This window comes from Dyella sp. 01N448 (assembly GCF_056399225.1).
The window spans coordinates 744,497-763,435 of record NZ_JBFTQX010000003.1 but is presented as its reverse complement, the minus strand read 5'-3'; the positions used below and the strand labels follow the sequence as shown (position 1 = coordinate 763,435).

Below are 18,939 nucleotides of genomic sequence, written 5' to 3'. Positions count from 1 at the left end.
TCACCCTCCCCTACTGGACTCACAAGAGAATCCAAATGAGCGGCAGCAGCAAAGAACACATCATCAAGAGCTACGACGACGAGCTGACCCGTCTCACCGGCGAAATCGTCCGCATGGGCGAGCTTGCCGTGAGCCAGCTGGAAGCCGCCATCGACGTGATCGACCGCCGTGACGAGCGCGCTGCGCAGCACGTGGTCAACAACGACGACGCCATCGACCTGCTCGAACAGGAAATCAGCCACGACGTGGTGCGCCTGCTCGCGCTGCGCGCGCCGATCGCCGGCGACCTGCGCAACGTGTTTGCCGCGCTGCGCATCGCAGCCGACATTGAGCGCATCGGCGACTACGCCGCCAACGTGGCCAAGCGCTCCATCCCGCTGTCGATGGTGGCGCCCGTGAGCCCGACCAATGGCCTCGGCTACCTGGCTGAACTTGCCGCGCAGGAAGTGCGCGACGTGTTGATCGCCTACCGCGACCGCGATGCCGAACGCGCCTACCAGGTGTGGAAGGACGATGCCGAGCTGGACGAAGCCTATACCGGCTACTTCCGCCAGCTGCTCACCTACATGATGGAAGATCCGCGCAACATCACGCCGTGCACGCACCTGCTGTTCATGGCCAAGAACATCGAGCGCATCGGCGACCACGCCACCAATATCGCCGAAAGCATCTGGTACCAGGTCAATGGCGAGCCGCTCACGGCGCAGCGCGCCAAGCGCGACTTCACCTCCAATCCTGAGCTGACAAAGCTGGGCAACAAGCCCGAGTAAGGCAACGAGCTGTCCTGTGGGAGCGCACCCTGTGCGCGACTGCCTCGGTTCGCCGGCCGGCAGTCGCGCACAGGGTGCGCTCCCACAATGGTTTCTATCGCCTTGTCAGTGCGCGCCGCCGGTAAGCTTCAACCCCAGCATCCCCAGCACCACCAGCCCTACGCAGGCCAGCCGCAACGGCGAGGCCGAATCGCCAAACAGCACGATGCCGAGAATCACCGCGCCCACCGCACCGATACCGGTCCAGATCGCGTAAGCCGTACCGATCGGCAGGCCCTTCACCGCCATCGCAAGCAGCACGATGCTGGCGATCATCGCCGATGCCGTGATCACGCTCGGCCACAGCCGCGTAAAGCCTTCGGTGTATTTCAGTCCAATCGCCCAGACCACTTCGAGCAGTCCGGCGAGCATGAGATAAATCCAGGGCATGTGGCGCTCCTCTGGATGAGAGCAGGGCCGTCCCCGCTGAAAGCACTTGCGTGCGGGGCCGTCCCCGCAGACCGGTTCCATTGCAGAACCGGTCCCGCCATTTTACCGGCAACGCCTGAATGCAGCGTCAGGGCGTGAACTTGCTGCCTAGCTCGCGGGCTTCGCGGCGTGCCCGGGCCGAATGCACGATGCCAAAGATGCCGATGGCGATCCACGCCACCTCCATCAGCAACGCAGGCCAGTTGATCGCCACGCCAAACAGCAGCGACAACACCACGCCCAGCGCGCCAAACACGTTCATCAGCTGATAGACCAGGCCATTGCCGTGCAGCTTGCGCGCCTGCAACAACAGGAAGGACGACAGCACCAGCACCACGCCGATATAACCGGCCCAGTCATACCAGAAGAACGTCATCGCTTTTCACTCCTTTGTCGCAATGCCTCGAACAACACGATGCCCGTCGCCACGGACACGTTCAAACTTTCCATCACGCCCGGCATCGGAATCTGCGCCACGAAATCGCAGGTTTCACGCGTCAGGCGGCGCATGCCCTCGCCTTCGCTGCCCAGCACGATGGCCACCGGGCCACGCATGTCGATGCTATAGACGGAGGTCTGTGTATCGCCGGCCAGGCCGGTGATCCACACGCCGGCATCTTTGAGCGTGCGCAGCGCACGGGCCAGATTGGTCGCAGCGATCAGCGGCACGCGATCGGCGCCGCCCGCCGAGGCGCGTCGCACCACGGGCGTCAGGCCGACGGCGCGATCCTTGGGCACGATCACCATGGTCGCGCCCGCCGCCGCCGCGCTGCGCAGGCAGGCGCCGAGGTTGTGCGGATCGGTGACGCCATCGAGCACCAGCACTAGCGCGTTCTGCCCGGCCTCGGTGAGAAGCCGCTCGATGTCGTTTTCCGAAGCCATCGGCGGCGCTTCGTAACGCGCCACCACGCCCTGGTGGCGGGCCTCGCCCGACACGCGGTCGAGCTCATCGCGCGAGCGATGATGCACGGGAATATTCAAAGCCTTGGCGCGGGTCGCCAGCTCCTGCACGCGCGCGTTGCGCTGGCCTTGTTCCACCAGCACTTCGCGTACGCGCGCGGCGTCGTTGCTCAGCGCGCCTTCGACCGGGTTGATCCCGACGATCCAACTGTCACTCATCGTTTGCCTTTCTTCTTTCCAGCTGTCGGTGCGTTCGTGGTGTCTTTCGGCGCAGAGGCTTTCGCCTTGCGGCCCTGGGCGGCCGCCTTCGCCTTGGCGAAAGCCCCCTTGGCAGCGGCTTTGGCCTTGGCAAAGGTGCCCTTGCCAACCGGCGCCTTGTCGCCGTCACGTGTGGCGGACTTGCGATCCGCTGGCGGCAACGACGGCAGGGACGCCGCAGGAGTGGGATTATCGCGCGCCGAGGGGCGCTCCGTCCCGCGTTTGGCCTTGGGCAACGAGTAGCGATCCCCGGCTGCAGCGTAGTTGTAGCGGCGCTCGCCGCTGGGTGGGGCCACGCCCTCCTTGCCTTCCTTGCGCGGCGTGACCAGGCGGAAGTCGATCTTGCGGTCTTCCAGGCTCGCCCGCAGCACCTGCACGCGCACGTGATCGCCGAGGCGGAACTGCGCGCCGCTGCGCTCGCCCTTCAGCAGATGGCGCACCGGATCGAAGTGGTAGTAGTCGTTGGAAAGCTGGCTGATATGCACCAGCCCCGACACCTTCGAGTCGTCCAGTTCGACGAACAAGCCGAACGAGGTCACACCGGTGACGGTGCCGTCGAACTCGCTGCCCACATGCTTGGACATCCAGGCGCACTTGAAGCGCTCGTCCACATCGCGCTCGGCCTCTTCCGCACGACGCTCGCGCTGCGAGCAATGCACGGCCATCGCGGCCATCTCGCTCGGGGTATAGCTGTACGCGGTCGGCTTGCCGCCGGCAATGGCGTAGCGGATCGCGCGATGGACCAGCAGATCCGGATAGCGGCGGATCGGCGAGGTGAAGTGCGCGTACGCCTCCAGCGCCAGGCCGAAGTGGCCGCGGTTGTCCGGCTGATACGCCGCCATGCTCTGCGAGCGCAGCAGCACCGACTGAATCAGCTCGCGCTCGGGGCGGTCGTGCACCAGGCGGAGAATGTCTGCGTAGTCACCCGGCGTCACTTCCTCAACCGGCGGCATGCGCAGCTTGAATTCGCGCAGGAAGTTCTGCAGGTCTTCGTATTTCTCAGCCGGCGGGGGTTCGTGCGCACGGAACAGCGCGGGGATCTTTTTCTTTTCGAGGAACAAGGCCGCCTGCACGTTGGCGGCGATCATGCATTCCTCGATCAGCTTGTGCGCATCGTTGCGCTCGGTGGCGCCCATCGATTCCACTTCGCCGCGCTGGTCGAGGCGGAATTTCACCTCGGGCGTTTCAAAGTCGATCGCGCCACGGCGCTTGCGCTGCGCCGCCATCAGTTTGTAGAGGCCGTGCAGATGCTCGATCTGCGGCATCACATCGGCCAGCTCGTGGCGTGCATCGGCATCGTTGAGGCCAATGGCCTGCCACACGCGGTCGTAAGTGAGGCGCGCATGCGAACGCATCACCGCGTTGTAGAACTTCGAGCGGACCACCTCGCCTTCCTCATTGATCACCATGTCGCACACCATGCACAGGCGTTCGACCTTGGGGTTCAGCGAGCAGATGCCGTTGGACAGCGTCTCCGGCAGCATCGGCACCACGAAGCCGGGGAAATAGGTGGACGTGCTGCGCTCGTAGGCCTCCTTGTCGAGCGCCGAGCCCACCTTCACGTAATGCGAGACATCGGCGATGGCGACCACCAGGCGATAGCCACCGCCGCGCTTGGGCTCGGCAAATACCGCATCGTCGAAGTCGCGCGCATCGGCGCCGTCGATGGTCACCAGCGGCAGCGAACGCAGATCCACCCTGCCCTCGCGCTCGGCGGCGGTCACCTGCGGCTCGACCTGGGCCGCGTCGCGTATCACAGCGTCGGGCCAGTCGTGCGGCAGGTCGTGGCTGGCGATCGCCATCTCGACCAGCAGCGACGGCTGCAGGCGTTCGCCGAGCACGGCACGGATCGCGCCCATCGGACCGCGATGCGGCGTCGGCGGATCGGTGATCTCGGCCACCACGATCTGGCCGGAACGGGCGCCCATGTCCTGGCCGGGCACGATCATCACGTCCTGGTGCACGCGGCGGTCATCGGGCGCGACCAGGGTGACGCCGTTTTCGATCACCACGCGACCGACCAGTCGCGGCGAGCGGCGCTGCAGTACTTCGACAATCGCGCCCTGCTTGCGACCGCGCCGGTCGATGCCGACCACGCTGGCCAGCACGCGGTCGCCGTGCAGCACGATGCGCATCTGCTGGGGCGAGAGATACAGATCATCGCCGCCACCATCCGGACGCAGGAAGCCGTAGCCCTCGGCGTTGGCCAGCACCACGCCCTGGATCAGGTCCAGCTTGTTGGCCGGCGCATAGCCGCCGCGACGCCCCAGCAACAGTTGGCCGTCGCGCACCATGGCGCCGAGGCGCTTGCGCAGGGCATTGAGTTCGTATTCGTCAAACAGCGACAGCGCTTCGGCCATGCGCGCTTCGGTCAGCAATTCGCCGCGTTGTTCGAGCAGCGCGAGGATGGCCTCGCGGCTGGGGATGGGGCGCTCGTAACGCTGCGCTTCGCGCTCCGCGTGCGGGTCACCCACCACGCCCTCGCGCGGGCGGCTCGGTTCCACCGCCGAGCGCCGGCCGCGGCCACTGCCGCTCTTGGCGCTCTTGGGCGCGGGCGCCTTGGAACCCGGCTCCGGCTTGCTGCTGCGCGGTTCTTTTTTTCTGGTCACTTCCTATGCCTTTTTAGTTGGTTTTATGGGGCTTGCGGACTCGAGGCGTGTCGGTCCGGAAAAAATCCGTGAAAGGATAGTTGACAATCCACCGACACATGCCTAATCTACGCGGCTCACGCAGCCCAAAAAGCTCACGTGACACCTGCCCAGGTGGCGGAATTGGTAGACGCACTAGTTTCAGGTACTAGCGGGTAAAACCGTGGAGGTTCGAGTCCTCTCCTGGGCACCAATTGTAGACGAAGCCCGCAGCGATGCGGGCTTTTTCGTGTCTGGCGTTTACATGCGCATGCGACACGCCACGCGCATTCACCCAGTCACGCGCAGCGCGTGCAGTCCACCTGCGAGCGAATACACGTTCTGCCTGCCTTCGTCGCGCAACAGGCGCGCGGCATGCCCACTGCGACGGCCACTGGCGCAGACCAGCAGATAACGGCCCTCGATGAATTCTCCTGCCCGTTCGCCGACTTGAGCCGAGGGCACGTGCATCGCACCAGCGACCGGCATCGGATCGCTGACCAGCTCGTCGGCCTCGCGCACATCCACCAGCTGATAGCCGGCGGCGATGGCGTCGTCGAGTCGATCGAACGCCAGATCAATCTCCTGCTCGTCCACCGAACGGGCCAACGCGCGACGCGCCACCTCGATGCAACCGCCATGCGCGGCGCAGCCGTTGGCCATATCGATCGGCAAGTGCTGGATGCTCAGGTCGATCAGATTCACCAGCGACAATGCGCCAGCGTTCGGCTGCGGCAAGCCGAGCAGATATTTCAGCGCTTCAGTGGCCTGCATCGCACCCAGCACGCCGGGCACCGGACCGAGCACGCCTGACAGCACGCAACTGCCTACCGATTCCGGCGATGGCTCCTGCGGCCACAGGCAACGCAGACAGGGCGCACCCGCTTTGGCCGCCACGAACTGCAGCTGGCCTTCGTATTGATAAATGCTGGCCAGGATCAAAGGCGTGCCGCTGATCACGGCGGCGTCGCTGCTGAGATAGCGGCTGCGCATATCGTCGGTGCATTCGATTACCAGATCGAACTGGCCAAACACATCGACTGCATTGCCGGCATCCAGCGGCTGTGTCCACACCTGCACTTTCACCGTCGGATTGAGCGCCGTCACGCGGCGCGAAGCGAGCTCGGCCTTCAACTGGCCGATGTCGTGCGCGTCGTACATGGTCTGCCGATGCAGGTTGCTCGCATCCAGGCGATCGCCATCCACGATGCCGAGCGTGCCGATGCCCGCACCGGCGAGATAACTGATCACCGGACAGCCCAGACCACCGGCGCCGATCACCAGCGCGCGTGAGGATGCGAGCTTTGCCTGCCCTGCTTCGCCAACTTCGCGCAGCCGCGTCTGGCGCGAATAGTCGGGAACGAAGGGTGCGGCATGCGCATGGCGATGATGGTGATGAGCTTCGTGCTCATGCTCGCGGTAGACATGCGTGCAGGCGACCCAGTCCGATTCACCGGTAACGTAGTGTTCCTTCTTCCAGATCGGCAGCCGGTGCTTGATCTCATCGATGATGTAGCGACAGGCGCGAAACGCTTCGTCGCGGTGTGGCGCGGAGGCGCCGACCCATACCGCCATATCGCCGATCTTCAAATCACCTGTGCGATGCACGCAGCGCGCGTCGGTGACGCCGTAGCGCTCGATGGCTTCGGCGACGATGCGCTCGCCTTCGGCGATGGCGAGTTCCGCATAGGCCTCGTAGGACAGCCCGTCGACTTCGCGCCCTTCGTTGCTGTTGCGCACCCAGCCTTCAAACGCGCAATAGCCGCCGCTGGCCGGATGGCGCAGGCGGTCGCGCTGGCCAGTGGTATCGACGATCGTGCTGGCAAGTTCGAAACGACTCATCCGCCAGCCACCGGTGGGATGAAGACGATGGTGTCGCCATCGCGCAGCGGACGCTCCCATCCGCTGAACTGGGCATTGACCGCCACCTTGAGTGCATCGGCCGCCAGCGAGAAGCCTCGGGCGATACGCAGCTCCTCATACAGCTCGCGCAGCGAACCCGCCATGGTATCGACCTGCTCCGCACTGGTGCCGGCCTGCTCGCGCAGTTGCGCGTAGTACTGGAGGTTCACCACCGTCATGCCAAAGACTCCAGACGTTGCTGCATGGCTTGCCGTTCCTCGGGTGTATTGACGTTGTCCAGCGCATCGCCTGGCGCGGGCAACAAGATGATGTTCGATTGCATCAGCGCCTTGCGCGGGCAATAGCTGCCGTTCTCGTAGCGCTGCCGCAGCAGTGCGTGGCTGCGTGGTTCCCAGATGGCGCACAGCGGTTCGGGAAGACCGTCATGGCTGCTGGCGAACACAGTGGCATCGGCTTGCGGATCGCGCGCGTCGATCAGGCGACGCAGCGTGTCGTTGTCCAGCAACGGCAGGTCGCAGGCCAGGACCAGCCATGCGGCATCGGGATGACGTTCCTGGGCGGAGAGGATGCCGGCGACCGGCCCCACCGCGTCGTAGCTGTCCACGATTTGCGGCAGCGTGACGCGCAAGGCGTCGTCGCGCTGGCTCTCGCGCACCGACACAAACGCGCGCTCGGTCACCGATTCAAGCAATCGCCACGCGCGCAATAACTGCGGCTCGCCCTGATAGTCCAGCGCGGCCTTGTCCTGGCGCATGCGCTGGCTCGCGCCGCCGCTCAAAAGCAAACCGTAAAGCGGAGCCGGTGTGTCGCTCATGCTCGCTCCGTCGTCGAGAAATCCTGCTTGCCGCCGCTCTTGGCGACCAGCCGCACTTCCTGGATGACGATGTCGTGCGACATCGCCTTGCACATGTCGTAAATGGTCAGCGCAGCGATGCTGGCGCCGGTGAGCGCCTCCATTTCCACCCCGGTGCGGCCGTTGCAGGACACGGTGCAGTCGATCAGTGCGTGCACGCCTTCCATGCGAATGCTGACGTCGCACTTGTCGATGCTCAGCGGGTGGCACAGCGGAATAAGTTGCGGCGTGGCCTTGGCGCCCATCACGCCGGCGATCTGCGCCACCGTGAGCACCGCGCCCTTGGGCGTGACATAGCCCGCCTCGTGCAGTCGCGCGGCCACCTCGGCAGGGAACGTCACCCGCGCGCTGGCCTGGGCCGAACGGCGCGTGATCGCCTTGGCGCCGACATCGACCATGCGCGGTTGCTGCTCGTCGTCGACGTGGGATAGCTGGGTGGGTATCGCTGTCACGAACAACTCCTGAGTCTGTCCCGATTATCGGTCCAGCGGCGGCGGCAAGGATGAAGAATTTGTGTTTCCCTCACCGTCATTCCGGCGCAGGCCGGAATCCAGTAGCGGTGAGTCGGCTTGTCGCCTGGCGCCCGCTGCGAAAATCGCAACGCGTCGCCACTGGATTCCGGCCTGCGCCGGAATGACGAGCAGGGTGGCCTGCATATTTCCAGCACCCTCACCCCCCGATGTAATGCATCTCGATCTTCCGTGGCGCCTTGCCATGGTGCTCCGCCCGCTCCTCGCTGTAGCGGTCGTGACGGCCCAGCCAGGTCTGGCGCAGCAGTTCGGTCAGCGCCTCGTCGCTGGCGCCCGCGCGCAAGGGGCCGCGCAGGTCGGCGCCCTGGGTGGCGAACAGGCAGGTGTAGAGCATGCCTTCGGACGACAGGCGTGCCCGCGTACAGCCGCCGCAGAACGGCTGGCTGATGGAGGAGATCATGCCGATCTCGCCGGCCCCGTCTTCGAAGCGATAGCGCGTCGCCACTTCACCGGCGTACTTGGGCAGCACGGCGCGCAACGGCCAGCGCGCGTGGATGCGCTGGACGAGCGTCGCCGAGGGCACCACGTCATCGGCGTGCCAGTCGTTGCGATTGCCCACGTCCATGTATTCGATGAAGCGCACCACGATGCCGCTGCCGCGAAAGCGTTCCAGCAGATCGATCACCGTGTGCTCGTTCACGCCGCGCTGCACCACCGTATTGAGTTTCACGCCGTGCGGAAAAGCGGCGTTCTGCGCGGCCTCGATGCCGGCAAGCACATCGTCCAGCGCGCCACGCCCGCCGCTCATGCGGTGGAACAGCGCGGGATCAAGCGTGTCGAGGCTGATGGTGACGCGGTCGAGGCCGGCATCGCGCAATTCGGCGGCGTGCCGCGCAAGCAGCACGCCGTTGGTGGTCAGCGCGAGATCGGTGATGCCATCGAGTCGGCGCAGCCGTTCCACCAGCTCGGCCAGATGCGGCCGCAGCAAGGGCTCGCCGCCGGTAAGGCGCAGCTTGCTCACCCCCAGCGTCGCCGCCAGCCGGCACAGGCGTTCGATCTCATCGAAGCTCAGGCGCTCGTCGTTGCGCAGGAAGTTGAAGTGCTCGCCATAGGTCGATTCGGGCATGCAATACGGGCAGCGGAAATTGCAGCGATCCATCACCGAAATGCGCAGGTCGTGCAGCGAACGGCCGAGCTGGTCGACCGGCCATGCCGAGGTCTGGTTGAGACTGTTGATCGCGCTCATCTCACCACCGATAAAACGCCGCCACGCTTCCCGCAGGCGCCTTGCCCTGGCCGGGCGGCAACTGCACGAATCCCTGCGTGCGCGGCAACGAGGAAAAATCACCCGAGGTCTTGGACGGTACCGGATACGCCATCAACCGTCCCTGAGCATCCGATTGCACGCGCGCTGGCATGAAGCTCGCCAGCTGCGGATTGACGTCCACGTCGCTGTCCAGGCAGACCCAATCCGGCGCCGGGGCGAGCAGACCCTGCGCGGCGAGCAACGCCGGGCGTGCATAGCGCGTGGCGCATACCAGCGCGGAGACCGGATTGCCGGGCAAGGCGAACACTGCCTGGCCGCGCGGACCGACGCCAAACCACATCGGCTTGCCTGGCTTTTGGGCAATGCGATGAAACACCTTGCGCACGCCTTGTGCCACCAGCGCCGCGGGCACATAGTCGCGCTGCCCCATCGAGACGCCGCCAGACAGCAGCAGCACATCATGGCGCTCCAGCAGATGGGCGATGCGCTCGCCGGTGACGGCCTCGTCGTCGACGATATGTTCCATCACCACGCGCGCGAACCCATCCAGCCGCAAGGCGGCGCGTACCGCGCTGTCGTTGGAGCGGCGGATCTGCCCTTCGCCCAGCGGCGCGCCCACCTCCACCAGTTCATCGCCGGTCGACACGATGGCGATCGACGGCATCACCGCCACCGCCACGGTCGCCACGCCGTTGGCCGCCAGCAAGGCCATTTCGGCCGGCCCCAGGCGCATGCCGGGCGACAGCAGCAGGCTGCCCTGTGCGCAATCGGCAGCGCGGCGATGGATGAACTGGCCGGCCACCGGTGCGCAGTCGTCGGACAGCACATAGTCCTCGCCATCGCGCCGCAGTTGCTCGATCGGAATCACGCCATCGGCACCCTCGGGCAGCATCGCGCCGGTGGTGATTTCAAGACAGTCGTTGCCGGAGGGCAGCACTTGCCTGCGCATGCCGGCCATCTGTGCGCCCGCTACGTGCAGGCGACGGGGCATGGCGGCGGACCAGCGGATCGCGATGCCATCCATCATCACGCGGTCGAACGGCGGATGATCGTGTTCGGCGTGCACCGGCTGTCGAAGTACCCGTCCCACCGCCTCGTCCAAGGGCACGCGCTCGCTGCCAAACGAGGGCATATGTTCGGCGATCAGGGCTTCGGCTTGGCTGACGCTGGTCAATTCGCTCATGGTTTGGATCATGCAAAGAAGGGTGACCGCATGGGGTCGAGCATAGCGCGCCTCTCAGATTCCCAGCGCAACGGCTTTCACCTGCGCCCAGGCGTTGCTGCCGGGCGGCAGGCCCAGCGCATGCCATGAACGCCGCGTGATGCGGGCCAGCAACAGGCAGCCGCCGGCGTCCAGTTGCACCAGCACCTGGGAGGAGTGTCCGGCGTCCACGGCCGCGACGATCCGGCACGGCAGCTGGTTGAGCGCACTGGTGCCGGTCTGCGGTGCGGTGCTCAACACCACGTCGCGGGCGCTGATGCGGCAGCGCAAACGCTGCCCCACGCGTTCGTGGCGATAGGGCAACCACAGGCGTCCGCCAGCAAAAGCCAGCTCGATCAGCTGGTCGTGGGCGTCGTAGGCGACCACCTCGCCTTCGATCACGGCTCCCACCGCATCGCCCAGGGCCGGCGGCAGGTCCAGCCGGGTCAAGGTGTCCTGCAGGCCGCCCTGCGCCACCACATGGCCCGCTTCCATCAGCACCAGATGGTCGGCCAGCCGGGCGACTTCGTCCACGTTGTGGCTCACGTAGATCATCGGCACCTGCAGCGTGGCATGCAGGGATTCCAGGCATTCCAGCAAGTCCGTGCGGGCCGGACCGTCGAGCGCGGACAGCGGCTCGTCGAACATCAGCAAGGCCGGATCCGAGAGCAGCGCACGCACCATCGACACACGCTGGCGCTCGCCGCCGGACAGGCCGTCGACGCGACGCTCCAGCAAGGGCCGCAAGCCGAAGCGGTCGATCAGTCCGTCGCGATCCAGATGCGCCGGGCGTCCGGCGCGGCGAAAACCAAAATCCAGATTGCCCGCCACCGAGTGATGGGTGAACAGACTGGCTTCCTGGAACACGTAACCGATGCGCCGTTTATGCGGCGGCACGAACACCCGATGGCTGCTGTCCTGCCACACCGTCTGCCCGAAACTCACCCGGCCGACGGCCTCGCGCTCCAGCCCGGCCATCGCGCGCAAACAACTGGTCTTGCCCGCGCCGGAGGGGCCGAACAAGGCGGTAATGCCCCGCGGCGGCAGGGTCAGCTCGAACTCGAACGCCAGCGCGCCGCGGCGCCAGGCGAGCTTGGCGTCGAGCCCCAGCTGGCTCTCGCCAGCCCGCTCAGTCACGCGCCTGCCTGCGGGTACGCAACAGCGACATGGCAAGCAAGGCGGCAAACGACACCACCAGCAGGCACAGCGACAGCACATTGGCCTGGTGGTATTCGCCCGCCTGCACATGGTCGTAAATACGCATGGACAGCACGCGGGTCTGGCCGGGGATATTGCCGCCGATCATCAGGACCACGCCGAACTCGCCCACTGTGTGCGCAAAGCCAAGCACGGCGGCCGTGATCACGCCGGGCAAGGCCAGCGGCAAGGCCACGCTGAAGAACCGATCCAGCGGACTGGCCCCCAGGCAGGCGGCCACTTCCAGCGGCCGTTCGCCCACCGCTTCAAATGCGTTGTGCAGCGGCTGCACCACGAAGGGCAGCGAATACAGCATCGAGGCCACCACCAAGCCCTGGAAGGTGAATGGCAAGGCTGCCAGGCCAAGCGCAGCAAACGCACCCCCCACCCATCCATCCGGCCCGAGCAGCATCAGCAAATAGAAACCCAGCACGGTCGGCGGCAGCACCAGGGGCAAGGCCACCACGGCAGCGATCGGACGCCGCCAGCGCGAGCGCGTATGCGCCAGCCACCAGGCCAACGGCACGCCCAGCACGAGCAGCAACACGGTGACGGTGGTCGCCAGTCGCAGGGTGAGGCCCAGTGCCTCGATGTCCGCTTCGGTCAACAGGGCCATAAGGGGCGCTCAGTGCGCGGCGTCTTCCGGCAGGTTGAAGCCGTAGCGCGAAAGAATCGCCTTGGCCGGGGCACTCTGCACGTAGCGCGCAAAGTCCTGCGCGAGCGCATTGTTCGCGCCGCGCTGGGTGATCACGAAACTCTGCTTGAGCGGGTCATAGAGCGCGGGCGGCACCGGCTCGAAACTGCCTTTGACCGACGATCCGAGCACCAGCGATTCGGCCACCAAGCCGACCTGAGCGTTGCCGCTTTGCGCGAACTGCGCGGTCTGCGCGATGTTGTCGCCAAACACCAGGCGCGGCTGCACTTTGTCCCACACGCCCGCAGCACGCAGCGCCTGTTCGGCACGCTTGCCGTACGGGGCGTGCTGCGGATTGGCGATGGCGATGCGGCCGAACCGGGGCTGCGCGAGATCAGCCACCTGCACGCCCTTCATGTCGATGCTGGCGCTCCACATCACCAGGTGACCGAGCGCATAAGGCACCGGCGTACCGCTCGCCTTGCCATGCTCGACCAGTTGCTGCGGATAGCTGCTGTCGGCCGAGAAAAACAGCTCGAACGGCGCGCCCTGCTCGATCTGCGTGGACAGATTGCCCGAGGAGCCATAGACCACCTCGACGCGGCTATCGGGATGCTCGTGCCGATACGCCGCCACGACATCGTCGAGCGCCTGATGCAGGTCCGCCGCAGCCGCGACCGTGATGTGATTGTCGGTAGCGGCCGCCATCGACATCGACGATGCCGTTACCGACGCCAATACCAGCAGGCCCTGCCAAAGTCGACGCATCTTTTGTGTCATTCCTGATCGTGGCGGCCGATGCAACGGCCCAAGACTAGCCCAAGCGTAACCAGCGTCATGTCAACGCTACTGCCTCGGCGCGCGACGATGACGGACGCTGTCGCGCACGTCGACATCGAACAGCAGCTCCAGCGGATCGCCCTCTCCGCTTTCCAGCTGGAAGGTCAAACCCTCCCGCGTGGGCAGGCTGGCGGCATGGGTTCGCACCAGGGCTTGTGGGAGGTCGATCGACCAGGCGTCGGGCTGGCCGCTGAAACGAGCGGCCTCGCTGGCCACCGCCTTGAGCGTGCACGACAGCGACAGACTGCTGGTGAAACGGGTACGCGATACCAGGGGCTCGCCAGCGAGCAGCCTGGATAACTCCTCTTCGCCGATACGCACGCGCAGGCTTTGAGCTTCGATCTGCAGTTTCACGATGCGACTCCCGTTTGATCCCATCCAGCGTCCGGGTGCAGGCTGGCGACGGTCACCAATGCGCCGGCCGCCACCTCGACGGCATCCTGCTCGACCACCACCCAGGCGTTGGCCTGAGCGAACGGCTGGATGCGGAAGGGTTGCTGCTGCGCCAGCACGTGCGCGTGAAGTCGTCCCTGCTCATCCTGCGTCACCGAGGCGCGCAGGAAGTGACGCAGGCCCGGCTTGAGTTGTTGAGGCGTGTCCAGCACCGCTCGCCACAAGGGTTCCCGGGCTTGTCCGCGCATGGCGCGCACCACCGGATCGATCAGGAAGCGCAGGCCCACGGCCACGGCCATCGGCGTGCCCGGCAAGGCAAACACCAATGCATCCCCCAGCACCGCAGCAAGTTGCGGCTTGCCAGGGCGGACCGCGAGCTTGTGGAAAAGCACCTGGGCACCGAGTTTCACCAGGGCATCCGGCACGAAGTCGTAGCGCCCCATGGACACGGCGCCCGTACTGACGATGAGATCCACGCCTGCCTGCTGTGCACGCTGTACGGCGGCAACAAAGGTGTGGCTCGTATCGTCCACGGTTTCGCACGACCACACCTGCACGCCCATCGCCGCGAATGCACCAACCAGATAGGGCCCGTTGGAGCCATAGATCTGGCCATCGCCCAGCGGCTGGGTCAGATCGTCCTGCAACTCCTTGCCCGTGCAGATGATGGCGACGCGCGGCGCGCGCAGCACCTCCACCTGGGCCACACCCAACGCCACCAGCAGCATCAGCTGACTGGCCTGGATGCGCGTGCCCGCCTTGATCACCACCGCGCCCTTGGCCACGTCGCTGCCGGCGTAGCGCACATTGGCTTGGGGCGCGACGTCGTCGAGCAGCCGGATGCGTGCAGGCGAACCATCATCACGACGCTCCAGCAGCGCCGTGCGTTCCACCGGCACCACCGTGTCCAGCCCCTGCGGAAGTCGGGCGCCAGTCATGATCTCCCAGGCCATGCCAGCCGAGCCGCGCGAAACATCGCCAGCGGCCTGCGAGCCCTGCACCGCATGCTCGCTGCCGGCGGCCAACGGATCGGCCGCGTGAAGCGCATAGCCGTCCATTGCGGAGTGATCGAACGACGGCAGGTCCATCGAGCTGACGACATCGGCCGCAAGAACTTTGCCCAAGGCATCGGCGGTCTTGCATGACTGCGCCGGCAACGGCCGCACGTGCCGAAGTAGCTCAAGCAGTGCGTCGTCGTAACCGATCATGCGGAAGTCTGGCCTGCGGCAGAGTGAAGTCGCTACATGCTCGGCGTGGTGCGCATCACATTGCAAGAGTTCGATGCGCCTCGGTTGTCACAATCCGTTGCGTTGCAGCAACACAGTTGGTGCCACCTTGGCATAGTTCAGGTTCAAAGAAGATGTGTACGACCATGGTCGGGTGGCGCGACCGACATGGCGGCTCTAAACATCGCGTCTGCCATCCGGCCGCATGGCCGACGACAACCGGGGGAGATGCTCATGGTGGGTGTATCGGAAACCGATGTCCTGACTACGGCCGACACTAAGTCGGCCGTGTTGTCCCGAGAAAGCACGATTGCCGGGCCGCGCTTCAATCGCTGGCTGGTACCGCCGGCGGCCCTGGCCATCCATTTGAGCATCGGCATGGCCTATGGCTTTTCCGTGTTCTGGCTGCCGATGACCAAACTGGTGACGGAAGCGGACCCCGCGATCTGCGCCAAGCTGGGCTTTCTTGCGCAGCTGTTCACCACCGCCTGCAACTGGACGGTGCCGGCGGTCAACCACATCTTTGAAACCTTCATCGCCATGCTCGGCATTTCGGCGGCGATCTGGGGTGCGTGGCTCGAACATGCCGGCCCGCGCAAGGCCGGTTTCATTGCCGCCCTGTGCTGGGGCGGCGGCCTGATCGTCGGCGGCATCGGCGTGTCGATGCATCAGTTATGGCTGGTCTATCTAGGAGCAGGCGTGTTAGGCGGCATAGGCCAGGGATTGGGTTACATCACACCCGTCTCGACCCTGATCAAATGGTTCCCGGATCGACGGGGCCTGGCCACCGGCTTCGCCATCATGGGTTACGGCGGCGGCGCGATGATCGGCGCCCCGCTGGCCGTGGCGCTGATGAAGAAGTTCTCCATCGGCGACGTACCCGGCGTGTCGTCCGCGCTGATGTGCATGGGTGTGATCTACCTGGTGGCGATGGTCGCCGGCGCCTTCGGCTTCCGCGTGCCGCCGTCGGGCTGGCGTCCGCTGGGCTGGACGCCGCCGGCGGCATCGACCAACAAACTGATCACCCATCGCCACGTGCATCTGAACCGCGCCTGGAAAACACCGCAGTTCTGGCTGATCTGGATGGTGTTGTGCATGAACGTCACCGCCGGCATCGGCGTGCTGTCGATGGCCAGCCCGATGTTCCAGGACGTGTTCGGCGGCAAGCTGCTCGGTCTCGATGCCAGTACGGCGCTGAGCGTGGCGCAAAAGGCCGCCATCGCCGCCTCGGCGGCGGGCCTGGTCGGCCTGATCAGCCTGTTCAACAGCCTTGGACGCATCGCCTGGGCCTCGACCTCGGACTTCATCGGCCGCAAGACCACTTACTTCATCTTCTTTGCGCTGGGCATCGCGCTTTATTGCTCGCTGCCGACCCTGGGCCACATGGGCCTGGCGGGCATGTTCGTCATCGCGGTTTGCCTGATCCTGTCGATGTACGGAGGCGGCTTTGCCACGGTGCCGGCGTATCTGTCGGATATTTTTGGCACCCAGATGGTGGGCGCGATCCACGGTCGCCTGCTCACCGCATGGTCGGTGGCGGGCATTGCGGGGCCCTTCCTGATCGCCGCGGTGCGCCAGGCGCAACTGGATGCGGGCGTGGCCAAGAATCTGGTCTACGACCGCACGCTGTATATCCTGGCCGTCCTGTTGCTGGTGGGCATGATCTGTAACCTGCTGATCAAGCCGGTCAAGGAAACTGCGCTGATGAGCGATGCGGAACTTGAGCACGAAAAGTCCCTGCAACACGAAACGCCCGCCATGTCGGCCCGCGCACAGGAAGCAGCGCGCGGACCGTTCGGTGTCGTCGGTGCGGCGTCCTGGGCCTTGGTTGGCATTCCCTTCCTGATCGGCGTATGGATAGCGATTACCAAGGCTGCTGCACTGTTTTAACGCATAGAGAATTTGATTGATGAAACGCGCGGTTACAGGCTCGTCGTTGCCGGATATTCCCGAATCGGTCCGGGTCGTCGTGCTCCAAGTCACAGGGCGTCTGAAGGATTTGCCAGGCGCCCTGCTGCCGGTGCTCCATGGCATTCAGGATGCGCTCGGCTACGTACCTGAAGCCGCCGTGCCCCTCATCGCCCGCGAGATGAATCTCTCGCGGGCTGATGTGCATGGCGTCATCAGCTTTTATCACTACTTCCGGCAGCAGCCGGCGGGCGAGCACGTGATCTATCTGTGCCGTGCCGAGTCGTGCCAGGCGATGGGCGCCGTCACGCTGGAAAAACACGTCAAACAGCGCCTGGGCGTAGACTTTCACGAGACGACCCAGGACGGCCGCTACACGCTGGAGCCGGTCTACTGCCTAGGCAACTGCGCGTGCTCGCCGGCCATGATGGTGGATGGCGAGTTGAAGGGTCGGGTCACGCCCGAACGTTTCGATGCGTGGCTCGCTGCGGAGGTTTCATGAGCTTCACTGTTTTTGTGCCGCGTGATGCCAGTGCCCTTTCGCTGGGCGCTGAAGCCGTGGCCGTTGCCATCACTTCTGAAGCCGAGCGTCGTGGCGTTGACGTCCAAATCGTGCGCAATGGTTCGCGTGGTTTGTTCTGGCTGGAACCGCTGGTCGAGGTGGCGACATCGGAAGGACGCATCGCCTACGGTCCAGTGCAGGTCGAAGACGTCGCTGCACTGTTCGATGCCGACTTTCTGCATGGCGGCGCGCACGCACTCGCGCTTGGCCTCACCGAATCCATTGATTATCTGAAGAACCAGCAGCGCCTCACCTTCGCACGCGTCGGCATCGTCGATCCGCGCAGCCTTGACGACTATATGGCGCACGGCGGCTATCGCGGACTGGAAGCGGCGTTGCGCATGAGCGGCGCCGAGATTGTGCAGACCGTGACCGATTCAGGCCTGCGCGGCCGTGGCGGCGCAGCCTTCCCCACCGGCATCAAGTGGAAGACCTGCCTGGATGCTCAGGCCGTGCAGAAATATGTCGCCTGCAATGCGGATGAAGGCGACTCGGGCACCTATGCCGACCGCATGATCATGGAAGGCGATCCGTTCGTGCTGATCGAAGGCATGACCATCGCTGGCATCGCGGCGGGCGCCACGCGCGGCTACATCTATCTGCGTGTCGAGTATCCGCATGCGCACCATGCGCTGAAGGAAGCCATCGCTGCCGCCGAGGCAAACGGCTATCTCGGCGACAATGTGCGCGGCAGCGGCAAGGCCTTCCATCTGGAAGTGCGCCTTGGCGGCGGCGCGTATATCTGCGGCGAAGAAACCTCGATGCTGGAGTCGCTGGAGGGCAAGCGCGGCCAGGTGCGCGTGAAGCCGCCGCTGCCGGCCATCCATGGACTGTTCGGCAAGCCCACGGTGATCAACAACGTGGTCACGTTTGCTTCCGTACCCATCATTCTCGACAAGGGCGCTGCCTACTACCGCGACTACGGCAGCGGCCGCTCGCGTGGCACGCTACCGATCCAGCTGGCCGGCAATCTCAAACGGCCCGGACTGGTGGAGCGTGCTTTCGGGCTTAGCCTGCGCGAACTGATCGAAAGCTACGGCGGCGGCACCGCCAGCGGCCGACCGGTGCGCGCGGTGCAGGTCGGTGGCCCGCTCGGCGCCTATCTACCTGCATCACAGCTCGATGCACCGATCGACTACGAAGGCTTTGCCGCCATCGGCGGCATGCTCGGCCACGGCGGCGTGGTGGTCTTCGACGATACGGTGAACATGGCGGCGCAAGCGCGCTACGCGATGGAGTTCTGCGCGATCGAATCCTGCGGCAAGTGCACGCCATGCCGCATCGGTTCCACCCGTGGCGTCGAGGTGATCGATCGACTGCTCACCAGCGACAATGCCGGACGCCAACGCGAGGAAGTGCTGCTGCGCGACCTCTGCCAGACCATGGTGGCAGGTTCGCTGTGCGCGCTCGGCGGCATGGCGCCCTTCCCCGTGCTGAGCGCGCTGGACCATTTCCACGAAGATTTCGCGGGCTCGGCGGAGCCGGTGAACTGAGAGACTGCA

General features: G+C 65.4%; 19 protein-coding genes and 1 tRNA gene. 5 read left to right on the top strand and 15 right to left on the bottom strand.

The features are described from left to right. Nucleotides 1-35: 35 nt before the first annotated feature. The gene (gene phoU, locus AC1DKY_RS07625) at nt 36-770 is read left to right on the top strand and encodes a phosphate signaling complex protein PhoU (RefSeq protein WP_121879212.1); all 735 of its coding nucleotides are present in this window, start codon (nt 36-38) and stop codon (nt 768-770) included. 105 nt (nt 771-875) lie between these two features. On the opposite strand, the gene sugE is transcribed toward phoU, so the two are convergent. The 4 genes from sugE to rnr all read right to left on the bottom strand — a co-directional run bounded on the left by sugE (nt 876) and on the right by rnr (nt 5,005). Further along, nucleotides 876-1,199: a quaternary ammonium compound efflux SMR transporter SugE gene (sugE, locus tag AC1DKY_RS07620; protein WP_441603517.1), complete on the bottom strand. Its 324-nt coding sequence runs from the start codon at nt 1,197-1,199 to the stop codon at nt 876-878. A 127-nt stretch (nt 1,200-1,326) separates the two neighbouring features. Beyond that, nucleotides 1,327-1,614: a CBU_0592 family membrane protein gene (locus AC1DKY_RS07615; RefSeq protein ID WP_046970454.1), complete on the bottom strand. Its 288-nt coding sequence runs from the start codon at nt 1,612-1,614 to the stop codon at nt 1,327-1,329. Further along, nucleotides 1,611-2,357, bottom strand: coding sequence for a 23S rRNA (guanosine(2251)-2'-O)-methyltransferase RlmB (gene rlmB, locus AC1DKY_RS07610; protein ID WP_441603518.1), 747 nt, complete (start codon nt 2,355-2,357; stop codon nt 1,611-1,613). The genes AC1DKY_RS07615 and rlmB overlap by 4 nt, the downstream gene beginning before the upstream one ends. After that, nucleotides 2,354-5,005: a ribonuclease R gene (rnr, locus tag AC1DKY_RS07605; RefSeq protein ID WP_441603519.1), complete on the bottom strand. Its 2,652-nt coding sequence runs from the start codon at nt 5,003-5,005 to the stop codon at nt 2,354-2,356. Before rnr ends, rlmB begins: the two co-directional genes overlap by 4 nt. Nucleotides 5,006-5,152: 147 nt before the next feature. Here rnr and AC1DKY_RS07600 point away from each other — a divergent pair. Beyond that, nucleotides 5,153-5,237: transfer RNA gene (locus AC1DKY_RS07600), tRNA-Leu, on the top strand. A gap of 77 nt (nt 5,238-5,314) precedes the next feature. Here the strand turns inward: AC1DKY_RS07600 and AC1DKY_RS07595 are convergent. The 11 genes from AC1DKY_RS07595 to AC1DKY_RS07545 form a co-directional block, all read right to left on the bottom strand. Next, the gene (locus AC1DKY_RS07595; RefSeq protein ID WP_441603520.1) at nt 5,315-6,865 is read right to left on the bottom strand and encodes a ThiF family adenylyltransferase; all 1,551 of its coding nucleotides are present in this window, start codon (nt 6,863-6,865) and stop codon (nt 5,315-5,317) included. Next, nucleotides 6,862-7,104 (bottom strand): MoaD/ThiS family protein, encoded by a 243-nt coding sequence (locus AC1DKY_RS07590; RefSeq protein ID WP_441603521.1) that lies wholly within the window; start codon nt 7,102-7,104, stop codon nt 6,862-6,864. Before AC1DKY_RS07590 ends, AC1DKY_RS07595 begins: the two co-directional genes overlap by 4 nt. Next, nucleotides 7,101-7,700 (bottom strand): NTP transferase domain-containing protein, encoded by a 600-nt coding sequence (locus tag AC1DKY_RS07585; protein WP_441603522.1) that lies wholly within the window; start codon nt 7,698-7,700, stop codon nt 7,101-7,103. The genes AC1DKY_RS07590 and AC1DKY_RS07585 overlap by 4 nt, the downstream gene beginning before the upstream one ends. Then, nucleotides 7,697-8,182 carry a cyclic pyranopterin monophosphate synthase MoaC gene (gene moaC / locus AC1DKY_RS07580; protein WP_441603580.1) on the bottom strand — a complete coding sequence of 162 codons (486 nt, stop codon included), beginning with the start codon at nt 8,180-8,182 and terminating at the stop codon, nt 7,697-7,699. Before moaC ends, AC1DKY_RS07585 begins: the two co-directional genes overlap by 4 nt. A gap of 226 nt (nt 8,183-8,408) precedes the next feature. Continuing rightward, nucleotides 8,409-9,455, bottom strand: coding sequence for a GTP 3',8-cyclase MoaA (moaA, locus tag AC1DKY_RS07575; protein ID WP_441603523.1), 1,047 nt, complete (start codon nt 9,453-9,455; stop codon nt 8,409-8,411). A gap of 1 nt (nt 9,456) precedes the next feature. After that, the gene (locus tag AC1DKY_RS07570; RefSeq protein WP_477179893.1) at nt 9,457-10,659 is read right to left on the bottom strand and encodes a molybdopterin molybdotransferase MoeA; all 1,203 of its coding nucleotides are present in this window, start codon (nt 10,657-10,659) and stop codon (nt 9,457-9,459) included. Between the two features lie 54 nt (nt 10,660-10,713). Further along, complete coding sequence (gene modC, locus AC1DKY_RS07565) at nt 10,714-11,814, bottom strand: molybdenum ABC transporter ATP-binding protein (RefSeq protein ID WP_441603525.1); 1,101 nt, start codon at nt 11,812-11,814, stop codon at nt 10,714-10,716. After that, nucleotides 11,807-12,490, bottom strand: coding sequence for a molybdate ABC transporter permease subunit (modB, locus tag AC1DKY_RS07560; protein WP_441603526.1), 684 nt, complete (start codon nt 12,488-12,490; stop codon nt 11,807-11,809). Before modB ends, modC begins: the two co-directional genes overlap by 8 nt. 9 nt (nt 12,491-12,499) lie before the next feature. Next, nucleotides 12,500-13,276 carry a molybdate ABC transporter substrate-binding protein gene (gene modA / locus AC1DKY_RS07555; protein WP_441603527.1) on the bottom strand — a complete coding sequence of 259 codons (777 nt, stop codon included), beginning with the start codon at nt 13,274-13,276 and terminating at the stop codon, nt 12,500-12,502. 78 nt (nt 13,277-13,354) lie between these two features. Beyond that, nucleotides 13,355-13,702: a DUF7009 family protein gene (locus tag AC1DKY_RS07550; protein WP_441603528.1), complete on the bottom strand. Its 348-nt coding sequence runs from the start codon at nt 13,700-13,702 to the stop codon at nt 13,355-13,357. Further along, nucleotides 13,699-14,949, bottom strand: a complete 1,251-nt coding sequence (locus AC1DKY_RS07545) for a molybdopterin molybdotransferase MoeA (protein ID WP_441603529.1) — start codon at nt 14,947-14,949, stop codon at nt 13,699-13,701. The genes AC1DKY_RS07550 and AC1DKY_RS07545 overlap by 4 nt, the downstream gene beginning before the upstream one ends. Nucleotides 14,950-15,201: 252 nt before the next feature. Between AC1DKY_RS07545 and AC1DKY_RS07540 the strand changes: the two genes are divergently transcribed. From AC1DKY_RS07540 to AC1DKY_RS07530, 3 genes are read left to right on the top strand one after another with little or no spacing between them, the layout of a single operon-like run. After that, a complete protein-coding gene (locus AC1DKY_RS07540; RefSeq protein WP_441603530.1) occupies nt 15,202-16,857 on the top strand; it encodes an OFA family MFS transporter in 1,656 nt (551 codons plus the stop codon). A 19-nt stretch (nt 16,858-16,876) separates the two neighbouring features. Then, the gene (locus AC1DKY_RS07535; RefSeq protein WP_441603531.1) at nt 16,877-17,377 is read left to right on the top strand and encodes a formate dehydrogenase subunit gamma; all 501 of its coding nucleotides are present in this window, start codon (nt 16,877-16,879) and stop codon (nt 17,375-17,377) included. Beyond that, nucleotides 17,374-18,930 carry a formate dehydrogenase beta subunit gene (locus AC1DKY_RS07530; protein WP_441603532.1) on the top strand — a complete coding sequence of 519 codons (1,557 nt, stop codon included), beginning with the start codon at nt 17,374-17,376 and terminating at the stop codon, nt 18,928-18,930. The genes AC1DKY_RS07535 and AC1DKY_RS07530 overlap by 4 nt, the downstream gene beginning before the upstream one ends. Nucleotides 18,931-18,939: the final 9 nt, after the last annotated feature.